Source organism: Veillonella sp. 3310 (assembly GCF_003999875.1).
GTDB lineage: Bacteria > Bacillota > Negativicutes > Veillonellales > Veillonellaceae > F0422.
Genome location: NZ_RQVJ01000001.1, coordinates 670,006 through 685,986 on the forward strand (window position 1 = coordinate 670,006; position 15,981 = coordinate 685,986).

17 protein-coding genes are annotated in these 15,981 nt (G+C 38.7%); 3 read left to right on the forward strand and 14 right to left on the reverse strand.

The genetic code is table 11. The features are described 5' to 3' along the window. Nucleotide 1 precedes the first annotated feature (1 nt). The 14 genes from EO127_RS03250 to EO127_RS03315 all read right to left on the reverse strand — a co-directional run bounded on the left by EO127_RS03250 (nucleotide 2) and on the right by EO127_RS03315 (nucleotide 12,773). On the reverse strand, nucleotides 2-535 hold the full coding sequence (locus EO127_RS03250) for a heme-binding protein (RefSeq protein WP_127447983.1): 534 nt from the start codon (nucleotides 533-535) through the stop codon (nucleotides 2-4). A 29-nt stretch (nucleotides 536-564) separates the two neighbouring features. After that, a complete protein-coding gene (locus EO127_RS03255; RefSeq protein WP_303733696.1) occupies nucleotides 565-837 on the reverse strand; it encodes a BMC domain-containing protein in 273 nt (90 codons plus the stop codon). Between the two features lie 8 nt (nucleotides 838-845). Beyond that, nucleotides 846-1,445, reverse strand: coding sequence for a BMC domain-containing protein (locus tag EO127_RS08885; protein WP_127447984.1), 600 nt, complete (start codon nucleotides 1,443-1,445; stop codon nucleotides 846-848). Nucleotides 1,446-1,456: 11 nt separating this feature from the next. Next, nucleotides 1,457-2,860 carry an aldehyde dehydrogenase family protein gene (locus EO127_RS03265; protein ID WP_127447985.1) on the reverse strand — a complete coding sequence of 468 codons (1,404 nt, stop codon included), beginning with the start codon at nucleotides 2,858-2,860 and terminating at the stop codon, nucleotides 1,457-1,459. Nucleotides 2,861-2,871: 11 nt separating this feature from the next. Further along, on the reverse strand, nucleotides 2,872-3,507 hold the full coding sequence (locus EO127_RS03270; RefSeq protein WP_127447986.1) for a phosphate propanoyltransferase: 636 nt from the start codon (nucleotides 3,505-3,507) through the stop codon (nucleotides 2,872-2,874). Continuing rightward, nucleotides 3,494-4,528: an AraC family transcriptional regulator gene (locus EO127_RS03275; RefSeq protein ID WP_240645988.1), complete on the reverse strand. Its 1,035-nt coding sequence runs from the start codon at nucleotides 4,526-4,528 to the stop codon at nucleotides 3,494-3,496. The genes EO127_RS03270 and EO127_RS03275 overlap by 14 nt, the downstream gene beginning before the upstream one ends. A gap of 19 nt (nucleotides 4,529-4,547) precedes the next feature. After that, complete coding sequence (locus EO127_RS03280; protein ID WP_127447988.1) at nucleotides 4,548-5,849, reverse strand: PocR ligand-binding domain-containing protein; 1,302 nt, start codon at nucleotides 5,847-5,849, stop codon at nucleotides 4,548-4,550. A 118-nt stretch (nucleotides 5,850-5,967) separates the two neighbouring features. Further along, nucleotides 5,968-7,290 (reverse strand): aldehyde dehydrogenase, encoded by a 1,323-nt coding sequence (locus tag EO127_RS03285; protein WP_127447989.1) that lies wholly within the window; start codon nucleotides 7,288-7,290, stop codon nucleotides 5,968-5,970. A 13-nt stretch (nucleotides 7,291-7,303) separates the two neighbouring features. Further along, entirely contained in the window at nucleotides 7,304-7,567 is a 264-nt protein-coding gene (locus EO127_RS03290; RefSeq protein ID WP_126937825.1) for a EutN/CcmL family microcompartment protein, read from the reverse strand. 22 nt (nucleotides 7,568-7,589) lie between these two features. After that, complete coding sequence (locus EO127_RS03295; RefSeq protein WP_127447990.1) at nucleotides 7,590-8,123, reverse strand: hypothetical protein; 534 nt, start codon at nucleotides 8,121-8,123, stop codon at nucleotides 7,590-7,592. A 56-nt stretch (nucleotides 8,124-8,179) separates the two neighbouring features. Next, nucleotides 8,180-8,461, reverse strand: coding sequence for a BMC domain-containing protein (locus EO127_RS03300; RefSeq protein ID WP_009353643.1), 282 nt, complete (start codon nucleotides 8,459-8,461; stop codon nucleotides 8,180-8,182). A gap of 30 nt (nucleotides 8,462-8,491) precedes the next feature. Beyond that, nucleotides 8,492-9,262, reverse strand: coding sequence for a propanediol utilization microcompartment protein PduB (gene pduB / locus EO127_RS03305; protein WP_127447991.1), 771 nt, complete (start codon nucleotides 9,260-9,262; stop codon nucleotides 8,492-8,494). 8 nt (nucleotides 9,263-9,270) lie between these two features. Beyond that, entirely contained in the window at nucleotides 9,271-10,191 is a 921-nt protein-coding gene (locus tag EO127_RS03310; RefSeq protein ID WP_127447992.1) for a glycyl-radical enzyme activating protein, read from the reverse strand. A 26-nt stretch (nucleotides 10,192-10,217) separates the two neighbouring features. Further along, nucleotides 10,218-12,773: a glycyl radical protein gene (locus tag EO127_RS03315; RefSeq protein WP_127447993.1), complete on the reverse strand. Its 2,556-nt coding sequence runs from the start codon at nucleotides 12,771-12,773 to the stop codon at nucleotides 10,218-10,220. Nucleotides 12,774-13,119: 346 nt separating this feature from the next. Here EO127_RS03315 and EO127_RS03320 point away from each other — a divergent pair, with 346 nt between their 5' ends. The 3 genes from EO127_RS03320 to EO127_RS03330 are packed head-to-tail and all read left to right on the forward strand — an operon-like array spanning nucleotide 13,120 to nucleotide 15,954. Beyond that, complete coding sequence (locus EO127_RS03320) at nucleotides 13,120-13,656, forward strand: hypothetical protein (RefSeq protein ID WP_127447994.1); 537 nt, start codon at nucleotides 13,120-13,122, stop codon at nucleotides 13,654-13,656. A gap of 8 nt (nucleotides 13,657-13,664) precedes the next feature. Then, nucleotides 13,665-15,371, forward strand: a complete 1,707-nt coding sequence (locus tag EO127_RS03325; protein WP_127447995.1) for a DUF4037 domain-containing protein — start codon at nucleotides 13,665-13,667, stop codon at nucleotides 15,369-15,371. Between the two features lie 10 nt (nucleotides 15,372-15,381). Next, nucleotides 15,382-15,954 carry a DUF4125 family protein gene (locus EO127_RS03330; RefSeq protein ID WP_127447996.1) on the forward strand — a complete coding sequence of 191 codons (573 nt, stop codon included), beginning with the start codon at nucleotides 15,382-15,384 and terminating at the stop codon, nucleotides 15,952-15,954. Nucleotides 15,955-15,981: the final 27 nt, after the last annotated feature.

Here is a 15,981-nt window from a genome sequence, read left to right on the forward strand (position 1 = left end):
ATTACGCCCCTTGTATATATGATTGAAAAGCTCGTAGCCCTGCATTTACTATGAGCATATCTTCTTCTACAGTGCCACCACTAATACCCAGTCCACCGATTAGATGGTCCTCAAGCATTAGTGGCTCACCACCGCCAAATAAGACTATGGGTCTTTTCACCATCGTCTCAATACCATAAAGAGGAGTCCCTGGTTGCACTATGGCTCCTAACTTTTCTGTTCCGCACCGAAAAGCTACTGCTGTATAGGCCTTATTAGGGGCTAATTCTATGCTCACACCTAAAGCTCGTTCCATACGCCGTTGATACACTAACGATCCACTCGCATCCACAATGGCTATCACCACATTAATTCCCAATCGTTTCGCCTCTTGTTCGCAGGCTTCAACGACAGCATCCACCACAGATTCAACGGTAATTCCTGTATGTCTAAACCACTGTACTGCTCGTCCAATGGGGGCGATCCTCTCTTGTGTCGTGGATGGTACGCGCTCTATATTTGCAATAATATCTCGGACTGAATCATAAATATCCATGTCCATCCTCCTTACTAAAGGCTATCCTATTATTTAGTCAACAATGTTTCTACATCGTGATGTGGGCGAGGAATTACGTGAGTAGATACAACTTGACCTACATTACCAGCTGCTACTGCACCCGCCTCTACGGCTGCTTTAACAGCACCAACATCACCACGAACCATCACAGTTACTAAACCAGAACCAATTTTTTCATAACCAGTTAATTCTACATTGGATGCTTTTACCATTGCATCTGCTGCTTCAATAGCTGCTACTAAACCTTTTGTTTCTACCATACCTAATGCGTTATTCATGATAAACCTCCTTATTTATTAGAACTACTTTTCTTTTTAGCTTTAGTTGTTTTAGCTGATTTTTTAGATCCTGTAACTTTGGGTTCTACTTCTATTGTAGATGGTGTAGTCTCTTCACCAATCACAATACTTGTGAGCTCAGAAATAGCTTCTACTATGGCTGGAGCTGGTTCTTTTGCTGCTTTTGTTGAAACTTCTACGACAGTTTCAACTACAGATTCTGCTACCACTGTATCTACCACTGGTGTTTCCACTTCTTTGGTTGGAACAGATGGCCTTTCTTTCTTCGTTTCGACTGCAGGTTCTGCTGTAGTTTCTTCTTTCACCGGTGCTATTTCTTCTTGTAAGAACACATCGATAACGGTTTGTGATACTCTAGGAATCACTTTAGAGCTTACTAAACAGCCCATCTCTTTTGCCACCATAGCGCCTGCTTCAATAGCTGATTGCACAGCTCCCACATCGCCTACTACTTTCACAGTAAACCAACCAAAACCATTAGCTCTATCAATATTTACTACGTGCACGTTAGATGCTTTTACCATCACATCTGACATAGTAATGGCGCCTAACAAGCCTTTCACTTCTAATAGTCCTAACGATTGATTCATATAAGCCTCACTTATCTCAAACTAAATGCTTCACTTAATACACACCGACGAATGCGACAGAACGATCTTGCACATGTAATACCTTCTCCTGTTGGGCCTGCAATAGTAAATGTAGTATGACCTTCGCCGCCTACACCAATGCCTGCATAGGATGGTGCATTTTTTACGAAAATTGTAGTTTCTAGCAATCTCGCCATTTTAGATAATTTTTCTAAGTTTTGAGAGTGCATCATCGCTGTATGACGATTTCCCAATTCTGCACGGTAAGCACATTCAATCGCAATATCTACATTTGGAACTGATACGATTGGTAAAATTGGCATCATCATTTCTTCTGTGACTAGGTGATGATGCTCTGATGTACGAGCAATGATTAATCGAATACTGTCATCTACCACAATGCCTATTAGTGCTAATAAATCCTTGGCAGGTTTACCTACAAAATCTGGATTTGGTTTACCATCCTTTTTAGTAACTTTTTCTACCAATGTATCTAATACAGACATGTCGGTAATTTCATAAGCACCATTCTTTTTCATATGGTATACCAATTGATCTGCTACAGATTCCACAACAAATACTTCTTTTTCAGCAATACATGGAACATTGTTATCAAAACTTGCTCCACTGACGATATCTTTTGCTGCTTGTTCAATATGTGCTGTTTCATCTACTACTACTGGAGGATTACCCGCACCAGCACCAATTGCTTTTTTACCGGATGATAAGACTTGGTTTACAATGCCAGGACCACCTGTAGCCACTAACAACCTTACTTTTGGATGGCTCATCATACATTGTGTGCTTTCAATGGATGGTTCACGCACCATTGTTACCAAGTTGTTAGGAGCACCTGCCGCTTCTAGTGCTTTATTAATCATTTGCACTAAAATAGTGGATACTTTTTTAGCTCTTGGATGTGGACTGAATACCACTGTATTACCGCCAACGATCATGGAGATAGAATTGTTGATAATTGTTTCAGTTGGGTTCGTTGTTGGTGTTATGGCACCAATTACACCAAATGGACAAAATTCTTCAATTGTCAGTCCATCATGGCCTGTCATAGCTCGTGTTTCCAACACTTCTTTACCTGGTGTTTTCACTGCAGCTACTCGATTTTTAATCAATTTATCACTATATCTACCAATGCCTGTTTCTTCTACCGCCATAAGTGAAATCATTTCTAAATGATCTTTTTGTAACACAGTTTCACGAATGGCATCCACAAAGGCATTGCGTTCTTGTAATGAAAAAGCTAACAATTCTTTTTGTGCTACTTCACTAGCATCAATTGCAGCCTCCATGGTATCGAATACGCCATATTCATAACGACATGTTTCCATACCTACGCCTTCTTGTTGTAAATCTTTCACTACTTGTTTCACTATACTTTCAATCATTTCTAAGTTCATATGTATCTCCTCTATGACTTCGATACAATTCCAATATCATTGTTTTTTATGCGACCTGCATTTGCTTCATCTACATCGATATGCATTTCTAACGCAAATTTCGGCGATACTCGAATAATCACATTGGAAAATGTCAGTTCTCGTTCTCCATGTACAGTCACTGTTACTCGTTCCTTATCGACTACGCCCATGCGTCTTGCATCATTAGGATGCATATGGATATGTCGATGTGCTACGATCACACCTTGAGAAATCGTTAATTTTCCTTTTGGTCCTAGTAACGTTATACCTGGAGTTTCCTGCAAATCACCAGATTCACGTATCACGCCTGGTACTCCCAACGTAAATGAATCTGTTAGAGAGATCTCCACTTGTGTATCATTTCTAAAAGGTCCCAAAATACGTACTTTTTCAATACTTCCTTTCGGTCCTACTAGAGTTACTGTTTCATTTGCAGCATATTGTCCCGGTTGTTTCAAGTCTACTTTTTTTGTCAGTTCATCTTGTCCAAATAAAACGGTATATGCTTCTTTTGATACATGAACATGACGATTTGAAACACCAATTGGTACGCTACATCTATTCAGTTCTTGTAACTTTGCTATGACGCGCTCCGTTACTAAATGTAAATACTCAGATTGTTTCATAGGTTTCCACCAATCCATTAATGACTTGATCTCGATATTGTGAGATTGTTTTATGTTCATGTTTTTTGAAAATTTTACAGAAATAGCTCACATCGCTATACCCTAAGACGTTAGCAATATAGGATCCGCTCTTTTCCGTACCAAGTATATATTCCTTCGCTAAATTTATTTTTTTCTTATGTATATACTGCATAATCGTCATGTTTAACTTATGTTTGAATATACGACTAATGTAGCCTTGGCTTACATTACAAGAGATAACTATATCTTTTAAGGAAATGTCTTCTTGTATATGCTTATGAATAAAGTAGAGAACATTGTGCAAAATATCTTGTTTTCCTTGATATAGTTTCATAAACAAGAAATCAACAATTTTAAATGTCCATATACCCAGTCCTTCTGCATATTTTGTATGAACAGGGTCCAACGGTATCTTTGACTCTATCGTATGAATCATCGATGTGTGCGTGTCTAAGACCTTTTGTTGTACCTGGTCTACTAATGCATATAATTCACTAACGGTCGACTGGCTATCACTATGTTCATATATATACTGACATACTTGGTATAATCTGTCATAGGCTACCTCAAAATCACCTTGCTGAAATCCTTGTACAATTCCATCCAAAAGATCTAGGGATTCCCCTGTAACCTCTTTTTTTTGGCTTACTCCTTTTTCTGGAATCCATTTTTGAAAATTTTCCCAGCTAAACGGTTTATATAAATATCCAATTCCAGAATATTTCATAGTCATTTGGTTAACAGCTTGCGTTTCTTTATTCAGCATCATCACAATTCGGCATACTGGATACGTGTAATATATATGTCGAATAATATCACCTGCTTTTTGATGACTAATATCCATTGCTATATAAGCGACAGAAATAATTTCTTCCTTTGGTAAAGAAAGTACTTCTTGATATGTACTAATGCAGATGACCTCTGCTTGCATATGGAGTGCAATTCGTTTTTGTAGTGCTTTCATATGCAACTTATCGGTATCTACCAAAAGTATCTTCATCACAAAATATCTCCTTATCTTATTCTACTGGATAGGATAACATCACCTGTATCCCACCCTTTGGCAATGGATAACAATGTACTTTAGCAGAAGTGCCATGGTATTCCATAAACGTTTGGTGTAATTTTAAAATAGCTTGACTCGTCGGAGATAAGGTTGACTCTATGGTATCTCCATGTATTAACCTCGTCACATCTTGTAGTAATTTGTGTAGTACAAGTACTTCATCAGAGTGAATTTGCAATGTATCATCTTCTATAACAATACAGACTTGATCACCTTGGAGCTCTGCATGTAGTTTCATGGAAATCTCTGCATACCCCTCTTGTTGTGCCCTTTCTGCCACTTGATATACATATTGCCATACGCTATAGGACGGTAACATGTAATGCCACAGACTCTCATCTATATCTATATTCCAGCCTATGTGGCAATCTTCACGATAGTTTAAGAGAGATACTGTAGATTCGATGCGCGAACATTCCTCTTTGATACTTGTTTCAAATAGGCTATCATGATGAAGTGCTAATACATGAATATAATCGAGAATTGCTGCTTCCGTTTTTTCTGCTTCTTCTACTACAGATAAGCTATCTACTACGCTAAGTAATTTACAGTTACGTACCATATCTACATAGCGCTTATACTTTTCTAGCTCACTTTGTAAGCAGCAAATCTTATCTTCTGCTTCTAATACTTCTTTTTCTAAGGCCTCTATACGATTTAAATTCTTTTGTTTATTTCTATTCGATACAATTTCATGATTCGTAAGTTGATTAATAATAAACTCCACTAGTTTTGCAATGGAAAGCACTTCATTATAGCTATACCGCTTAATATCTGCTAACTCTTCCGGGCTCGTAGTTTCGATATCTTGGTTCACTAATTGTGCTCCACCAGGTACCATATTTTTACTCAACCGGACTATTGTATCTGGTACATCATCACATAGAATCTGTCCTCCAATAAATCCGCCTAAATAATGACCATCCACGATAATCGGTATAGCAATTTCTAAAAGTCCGCAAGGACAAATATAAATACTCACCTCTTTATTAGTAGCAGCAATAATCGCACCTGATGCATCAGATAACTTACACAATAATGACGATGTAGGATTATCTCTTATTTTCTTACAATAGTCGCAAAACCGTGTTGCTTCTGTTAATACATCACCTTTATAATCTACTGTCACAAAAGCTATTCCTGTCACGTTGGCAACCGCTTCTTGGATCCCTTCCAATAAATCATGACCTATGACAGTCATAATATCCAGTCGTGATTCTTCGTTTCGATTGTCTTTTAAAGTATTTCGTGGCATTCCTTTTTATTACCTTTCTTATACAATACGTAAAATAACTCTACTTATAGTATACGACAGTAATTGCAAAAACCATGTCAAAAAATATGATTTTTGTCATGAAATTTAATCATAGTTATTATGTATACGAACATAGCGTTTCTACATATACACATCTTCTGCGACGGACTAAATCTTTCGCCGTTATGGCCCCTTCACCAGTGACATTGGCAATCGTGAAAGATGTAGCTCCTACGCCACAGATACCAATTCCATCTAAGGAACATCCATTTTTGACAAAGATTGTAGTTCGAAAAGCTTTTGCTGCTTGCCGTAAACGCTCCGTGTCGCGAGAATGAATGCCTGCTGTATGGTGATAACCTTGTTCTGCATCAACAGCAATTTGTAGGGCACTTTCAAAATTACTAGCTTTCACCACTGTAATCAATGGAGCTAATATTTCCTGTGTCACAAATGGATGGATTTTAACTGTTTCTACAGCAATCAAATCATAGGAACGATTCGTATGAATTCCTGCATCTTTTAAAATCTCATCTGCCGATTTACCGCCATATTGACGATTCACTTCCATATCTTCAGTCAAGAGAATTTTCGATAATTTCAACATTTCTCCCACTGAATCCACATAATACACATTGAGTCTTTCTAAAGCCGATCGAAATGCAGGTACTACAGATTCTACAATAATGACATTTTTCTCCGATGTACAGGTAATGTTATGATCGAAGGATGCGCCTTTGTGAATGCAATACGCTGCTCGATCGATATCAGCCGTTTCATCTACTACAAATGTAGGGTTCGCTGGCCCTGCTGAAATAACCTTCTTACCGCAGGCTAATGCGCTCCTAGCTGCATCTGACCCACCAGTAGATAAAATCAATTCTACATCAGGGTGATTCATTATTTCATTAAGATATGTTAAGGAACAAGTATCTGGTGTGGTAATTAAGTTACATATGCCAAATTTATCTAGGATAATTTTGTTCATCACTTTCGTAATATATTTAGATACTTCCATGGCTCTTGGATGTGGACAGTGAATCACTACATTTCCTGCTGACAACAAACTAATTGTATTATTGATCAACGTTTCACAAGGATTGGTACTTGGATGTATAGCACATACCACACCGTATGGAAATGGTTCTGTTAAAACAATTCCGTTCTCCCCTTGCGTAGTTCCTGTAATCAAGTCTTCTGGTCCCGGCGTTTCTTCTAAAGCAAGTTTAATCTTAACAGCCTTATCTTCGGCTTTACCCATACCAGTTTCTTCACAAGCTAATGTGGCAAATTCTAAACTATAGCTTCGCAATCCTTCACGGATAGCTTGAATTAATTGCTTCCGTTCCCGTAGACTCAACTTCTGATAGATGTGAAATGCTTGTTTTGATGCATGCACAATCTGTGTTACTGAGGAAAATATCCCACCTTGGGTTCCCATATTTGCCTCCTTACTAAATAACAACAGAGTCTACAATACCAATGATTGCTAAATCTATGGTAGCCCCTTTTCGATTCTCTTCCACTCGTACTGAAGACCCCGTTCCAACTAGCACATATTCACCTACACCAGCGCCTACAAAATCAGCTGCTACTTGTTCTCTATGAGCTGGCGAAAGCGATGCATCGACAGGCTGTACAATCATCAACTTATATCCTAATAGGGTATCACTTTTTTTTGTTGCTACAACATTACCAATCACTTTTGCTAAATACATGCTTACTCCTATCTCATAGGACTCAATTCATATGACGAATATGGTCTATGTATCGTATCCCTAACTCAAATATTGTTTGATAGTACCCTTGCACCATCTGTTGGTAGGGACCTGGTTCTTTTCCTGATAAAGGCTCTATGGATGTTGGCAGTACATAGATACTAGCACCTGCTGTAAAAGCTTTCTTTACCACTTCCGACAGATCCGATTGACTATAGCCTAACGCAATATGAATGACATCATTTCTTCCTATATAAGGTAATACTATACAATCGTGTTCTGTAAAAGTGGGTTCCTCTCCATAGGGATATTGCATAAGAAAAGGATGAATTTCTTTCACTCGACGTTCCATTTCTGGATCACCGTTTTTGGGAACAATGGCATGAACTTGTGTGAAGTCACATGTAGTCAATTGATTCGCCAACGCATAATTTTCATGATGCCACTGTTCATCAAAGACAACATATAATTTTCTTACACTTTGTTCATGAGATTGTTCTGCTAAAATACGTGCCACCATGTCTTCTAGGAGCCTAGATAGGTCTCTATCTTTCATAGTGCCTCCTCTAAAGTAGTGGCATATAAGGACAATGCCTCATATGCCACGCTACATTACGCTTTAAGAGTTGGAATAATACGTTCTGTATCGATGTGAGGACGAGGGATAACGTGTAAGGATACAACTTCGCCTACTGCACGAGCTGCTACTGCGCCAGCTTCTACAGCTGCTTTTACTGCACCAACATCACCACGAACCATAACTGTTACTAATCCAGAACCAATTTTTTCATAGCCTACTAAGTTTACATTAGCAGCTTTTACCATAGCATCTGCTGCCTCAATTGCACTTACTAAACCTTTTGTTTCTACCATTCCTAATGCATCTGAAACCATAATATCCTCCTATGTTTCTATACTAACCTATTAAATGTATGGTGTTGTACTCGATGTAGGTGTGTCACCTAAAGCACCAAGCAATTTAATACCCACTTCACGAGCTGCTTTCACAGCTTGACGAACAGCACCAGAATCTCCAGAGAATGTTAAGATCACTTCGTTAGAGAAACTTGTACCAGATTTAGGGGATGCGTAGGAAACAACTTCTACATTGGCAGATTTCACTGCTGTATCCGCAAGTACTGCACCAATCGCTGCTGGGCCTGCACATACCATACCAAAAGATCTACCTAATGGAGTATTGAATACGGCTTCTAAACAATAGCTTGCACGTGCTGTGTATTGGAATTCCAAATGACCTGCATCATTAGCGTATACATCTCCAAAGTATTTTGGAACAGCTTCTAATGCAATTTCAACAGCTCGACGAGCATCGGATACATCATGAGCACCGATATAGATCAAGGAACCATGACCTGCGCCACCTTTAGTATCGCGAGGTAACTCTACCGTAATAATTTCAGTATTCGTTGCTTTGATAGCATCATCCACAGCCATAATTTGTGGGCCTGCTCCTACACGACCGCCGATAATACCGATGGATTTGAATTTTCCTAATCCCATTGTTTCTGTTAATAATGGATCCACACTGGCAATGACAAGACCAATTGTATCGCCCATTGCAGTACCTACAAATTCAGTAACTCCGATGGATCCTCCAGTTGTGCCTTGCGGCTTTTTAATGCCAAGTTCTTCTGATACTTGACCCATCACTTTTTCTAATAATGCTGTATCCATAGTACCTCCTAACCACCAATAATACAGTTTAAACCATATGATTCTACTATTTTTTTATACGTTTCCATTTCTTCTTCTGGAATCTTTGGTGTATTTTCTAATTCATATTCACGTCCCAATAGTTCATATTTCCCCTGCCCATAATTGTGATATGGCAACAAGTGTATGTCATGAACATTAGGCATATTTTCCTTCACAAACTCTGCTATGCCACGAATATCTTCTTCGCTCGCATTAAACCCAGGAATCGTAGGAACACGCACTGTTGTATTTGTGATAGACTGTATGACTTTAGCCGACTCTTTGATCCTTGCGTTATCGACACCAGTGAACTTTTTATGTTGCTCAGGATTAACGCTTTTGATATCTAGTAGAACTAAGTCGATGTACGGCATAATCTCTTCTACAATCTTTGTGTCATAATACCCTTCTGTTTCTATTGCGGTATGCCATCCTTGGGCTTTACAAGCTTTAAAGATTTCTTTGGCAAACTTTGGTTGTGTCAATGCTTCTCCACCAGATACGGTAATGCCACCATTGGAGCGGAAATACTGGGTAGCATCTTTTTTGAGCTCCCGTACTACCTGCTCAACACTCATCAACTTACCTTTCATGGAAAGTGCACTGGTAGGACAGACCATGGTACACTCTGAACAGTTGTCACAGAGTGTACGGTCAATCCAGTACGGGTTGCTATCGGCAATGGCCTGTTTAGGGCAAACTGCCTGACAAGCTTTACAACCAATACAGAGTTGTTTTCGATACACTACTTCAGGATAATATTGTTGTGATTCTGGATTAGAACACCATTTACATCGTAATGGACAGCCTTTCAAAAATACGATTGTCCGGATTCCTGGTCCATCGTGAATGGAAAAGCGTTGAATATCAAATACAGTGCCTTGTACACTATAATCTACTGATTCCATACGAACTTATCCTTTAATTTATGTACCTACATTTCATGTTCTGTACGATTAATAATATCGTCTTGTACTTCTTTCGCCAATGTTACGAAGTGAGCACTGTAACCTGCTACACGAACGATCAAGTCTTGATTATCTTCTGGATGTTCTTGAGCATCTAACAATGTTTGTTTATCAACAACGTTAAATTGAACATGGCTACCTTTTTTATCAAAGAAGCTCTTAATGATAGATACGAAGTTTTTCAAACCTTGTTCCCCACCTACCGCAGCTGGTGTGAATTTTTGGTTATACAATGTACCATTCGATGCTTGCGCATGGTCTAATTTTGCTACGGAGTTGGAAGCCGCTGTAGGACCGTTTACGTCGTTACCTTGGCGAGGGGATACACCGTCAGCCAATGGTTCAGTTGCTAAACGTCCATCTGGTAATGCAGCTACGTCTTTACCAAATAATACGTTAGCGGATACCGGGTAGATACCAGCTTGGAATTGACCACCACGAGGGTTCATATATTTATCCACTTCATTACAGTAGATTTTACCGCAACGATATGCAAATTGGTCTACTTCTTCAATATCATTACCGAAGGAATCAGTGTTTTTCAAGATATTGCGAATGGTAGCATATTTGCTAGGATCTGCTTGTGATTTGCATCCACAGCTTGTGCCTGTGCCAGTACCTTGTTTCAAATGAGATTCTAATGTAGCAATATCGATAGATCCTGTGGAGGATAAGATTTTCTTAACTGCTTCATAGATTTGAGCTTCATCTAATGTAGATTCTGGGATAGATGGAGTGCAAATTGGAGCTGCGCTATCGCTGTAACCGAAGTTAGCTTCTAAAGCTTCACGTAATTCAGCTAATGTAAAGCGTTTGTCTTCAAAAATATTTTTTTGAATAGCATATAAGGAGTCACCTGCATCAGCAACACCGAATGCTTGAGGGCCTGTAAAGTTGTAGATTGCGCCACCTTCTTGGCAAGATTTACCGCGTTTGATACAATCATCAACCATAGCAGACATGAATGGCAATGGAGCCCGTTCCATATGAGCGTAGTCAACTGCGTTATCAGCTTTCGCTAAGTGACGAACAAAGTATTCCATTTGTTGTTGGTACGCTGCCAACAATTTATCCATAGTATCTAATTCTTCTAACTCGCCAGTTTTAGGTCCCAATTGTTTACCTTTACAACGTCCATTGTTAAGAGTAATTTCAAGAACTTTTGCGATATTGAAGAACGCTGCATCATGCCAGCCTTCAGTACGATGGCCCGCTTGTGGTTCAACACAACCGATGATACAGTAGTCACGAGCATCTTTTAATGCTACGCCACGAGATACAAGCGCTAAGATGATTACTTCGTCATTGTAGAATGCTGGAACACCATAGCCTAAACGGGATACTTCGCAAGCACGATATAAGAATTCCATTGGAGCATTTTGATGTACACGTACAGAGAAGGATGGAGCTGGTAAGCGAACATGAGCTACTGCTTCCATACACATATATGATACTTCGTTTGTTGCATCTTTACCTTCAGAATCTTGACCACCTACGCAAAGGTTTTGGAATACTGCATAACCAGCGAAAGCTTGTGCAGAGATTTCGTCACGAGTTTTGTTGATATCGTTCAATTTAACCCAGATGCAGTCTACTAATTCTTGTGCTTTTACGCGATCAATTGGGTCATCTTTTAAGTATGGATACATATATTGGTCGAAACGGCCTGGAGAGATGGAGTGACCATTGGACTCAATTTGTACCATGATTTGTAAGAACCAGAAAGATTGACATGCTTCCCAGAAGTTACGAGCACCAAATTCAGGTACGCGATCACAGTTAGCAGCGATTTGTTGTAATTCTGCTTTACGAGTTGGGCAAGATGTTTGACTTGCTAATTCACGAGCTTTTTCAGCATAGCGATGTGCGAATCGGATAGCTGCATTGTAAGAGATAATAACTGCATTGTAGAATTGTTTTTTCTTAATGCTGCTAGGATCATCTTCATCTAATGCATGTAGCGCTGTAATAGTTTCTTCTAATACACCACGGAAACCTTTTGCTAAGATTTTGCCGTAGTCTACGTTTACGTGGCCTACACCTCCGAAGAAGTAGTTACCTACTGTGAATACACCATTAGCGATACAGTCTTTTGTATCTGGTTCCATATAGGAATCTGCTAAGGAGTGAGTTGTTTTGCCTTCCCAATATTTGAAAGCTTCATGCAATTCATGTTGTACTTTTTCAGAAATTTCAAATGGATCGGCCATACGTTTATGCATAGTATGGAATTCTTTTTCTACCCAATCATAGGAGAATTCTGGGCAAATTTCTGTTGAGCGTGGGTTGATTGTGATAGAACCTACTACTAGTTCATTATCACGGATGGTCACTGGCAATTCGTTAAAGATTTTTTCAACAGCTTTCGCACGACGGATAATCGTAGGTTGACCTTCGGTTTCCTTGTAGGATTCTGTAATTAAGACTGCACGTTCTGATTCGACCTGTGGTACAGCATCAATAATTACTTTTCTCAACTTTTCAATTCGTTCTGTTGGTTTACTAAATCCTCGTTCTAGCATGTTTAACCTCCTTACAACGTCTAAAAATAATTCATGCCTCTGTTCTATTCATGCAAAAACAGAATACTATGCATGCTTGTTAAGGAAATGGTATCACATTTCAGCGTAGAACTGATAAAAATTTACAATCCAAATTTTTGTAAAATACAAACCTTTATTTATTTGAAAAATTATATTAGTTATCATTTTATCTTTCAAAATAAGCATAAGTTATATGTGTTTTTAGTATACTTTGGTAATATTCAAACTTAACTACGGTAGTAAATACACCTCTTCTTTCTTCTCTATTGCTCTACATTATATTTCTCTTTATACTGAAAGTAATTATACGCAGGAGGTAATTACGATGGCATCAAATACGGCTATATGCCTTTGGGAAACCAATCGTATCGCATCTGGATTTGCTCTTTTAGATCAGTTATTAAAAGACTACCCAATCTCTTTTGTCAAACATTACCGCATATGTCCTGGCAAAGCGTTCTTCATACTCATTGCAGACACAGATGTAGTACAGCAAATTGAACAAATCTTGAGAGGCACAAAGCAGATTCAATACAAAATAATTACTGGCGTACATCCCGATGTACTTTCAGTATTTCAACAAAAACAAAAAATACCTACTGTCTCACACCTAGGTATCTATGAATGTTCCACTACAGTAGCTGTATTTCATTTAGCTAACCATCTAGCTTGGCATCACCAAGTTCATTTATTAAGTCTACAAATTGGAATTGGTCTCTGTGGTAAAAGCATTCTTACTATCGCTGGTTCCTATAGTGATTTAAAAACCATTGAAATGAAATTATCAGAACGTTATCCTAAAGACATTGTGAGCTTTGCCAATATTTCAGAACCGTCAACAGAATTACTTACCTTATTATAGGAGGTTCTATGGAATCCATTCAGTCTTTACTAAAACAAGCCCATACACTCTGGCGTCAAGGCAATGAACAAGGCATGATCGACTATTTAGAAAAAGCCATCCATCTGTGCCGGATCCAAAAGAATGACAAAAAACTGATTGAAATATTAAATGAATATAGTGGTTCTCTACGTAATGTAGGGCGCTATGATGATGCTATCGCCGCTATTGATGAGTCCCTACGGCTCTACGAAAAAAGCGATACTTATACACCACAAATATATGCTACTATTTTAATTAATCTAGGCAATACATACCGTGAAAAGAAATCCTATTATGAAGCGGAAACGCATCTATTGAAAGCAAAGGATATCTTTCAATCCGTTGGTGATTCATCCTATGCTTATATCGGATTGCTCAATAATTTATCACTTCTCTATCGTGATACAAACAATTACGAAACAGCTCATGAATTGCAATTAGAGGCAGTCCGCCTATTAGAGCCTACTGAATACCAAGTTCCCCTAGCTATTAGCTACAATAATTTATATGAAATCAGCAAGTATATCAAAGAAAAGCGAGATCTGTCTCCTCAAGTCTATCTAGATAAGGCTGCCTACATTTTACGTCGTGAGGTAGGTACAGAACACCCTATGTATGCGGCGGTGTTAAATAATCGAGCCGACTTTGAAATGGAACAACATCGCTACGATGTGGCACTGAATTTATATCGAGAAGCCCTTCCCATTGTGAAACATAATTACGGTGTAGAAAGTCAAGCCTATCAATCTGTATTGCACAATCTTGAATATGTAAAAGACCTTATTAAAACACTGCAACAAGAAGTGCCCTGTCATCGCCAAACTGGCTTAGAACTAGGCAGAGAACTCGCTCACCAAGTAGCACAAGACATAGAGCTCAATCTACCTGACCTAGCTCCCTATATGTGCTTAGCTTTGGTCGGTACAGGATCGGAATGTTTAGGCTTTGATGATGCCATCTCTGAAGACCACGACTTTACCAAGCGATGTCAGCTCTTCTTACCAGCTGATATCTATGCAGCTAATAAAGAAAGCCTTCAGTCCTACTTTAAGAACTATGCCTATGGCACAGTACAAATTGAATGTATATCTGAATTTTACCAGCACTATACACTATATCCTGAAGGGCCTCAGTGTGAAAAAGAGTTTCGCCGTGTCCCACAAGACTTGTTGTGCACCGCCACAAATGGTGAAGTTTTCCTAGATAACTTTGGATCTTTTACACATATTCGTCAGAGATTATTGGCCTACTATCCAGAAGATATTCGCCTTCGTAAAATTGCCTATGAATTAAACCAATTGGCTCAATCTGGGCAGTACAACTTACCTCGTATGTTACAACGAGGCGACACCATTGCCGCAAGTTTAGCATTGCATCAATTTGTCCATCATTACATGCTACTCGTGCATTTATTCAACAAATCCTATGCGCCATTCTACAAATGGCTTTATCGCCATAGTTGTGCCCTTCCTGTCTTAGGAAATACGGTCAAACATGGGATTGTAGAATTACTAAATGCCCCTATTACAGATACAAAATCTCACATTGATCGCTTATGTAATGCTATTATTCAAGAGTTACAACGCAACGGCTTAAGCACAAGTCCTATTGATTTCTTAACCTATCAAGCTAAAGAAGTCATTCAATGCATTCAAGATCCACTTCTCCGTAAAGAAGATTCTTGGGTAGAATAGGAGTTTTATTATGAAAGACGATTTAATTATTTCTATCATTCAACAAGAATGGCCTCTCTTCACCAGTACGCAAAATGTAGACCATCGCTCACCTTGCCAAGATCAAATGGCTAACTTCATTGTATCACGCCATGCCTATTGGTCTATGTACTCTACACCGGTTTTACAATCCTATTTGCACGATTTAGAAGTGGCACGCATGAAAGGCCATAACTTAGTAACTTTCAAATATGGATATATGATGGAAAGCACTCATCCCGATGAATTTTCAGCCATAAAAGATAAATTACCATCTATTTCTAACGCAAAATTGTCTTTAGTGACTGCCATTATGGCCCTGTATATGAAGTGGGAATTAGATATCCAAGTAGAAATACCTGGATATGACACACACCATCGTCCTATCCAAGCAAAAGATAATTCCCTGACTCATACATCTGTGGAAACTTATATGACTGGAGAATTACAGTCATATTCAGAAAACACTTTAGAATGTATATTAGCTCATTTTTTACAGTGTAGTAAAAATGATCTAAACCCTGTACAAGAATATCTAAAAGCCCTACAAGCTGGAGCAAAGTGATACATATAATAAACGCAAAAAAAGCCG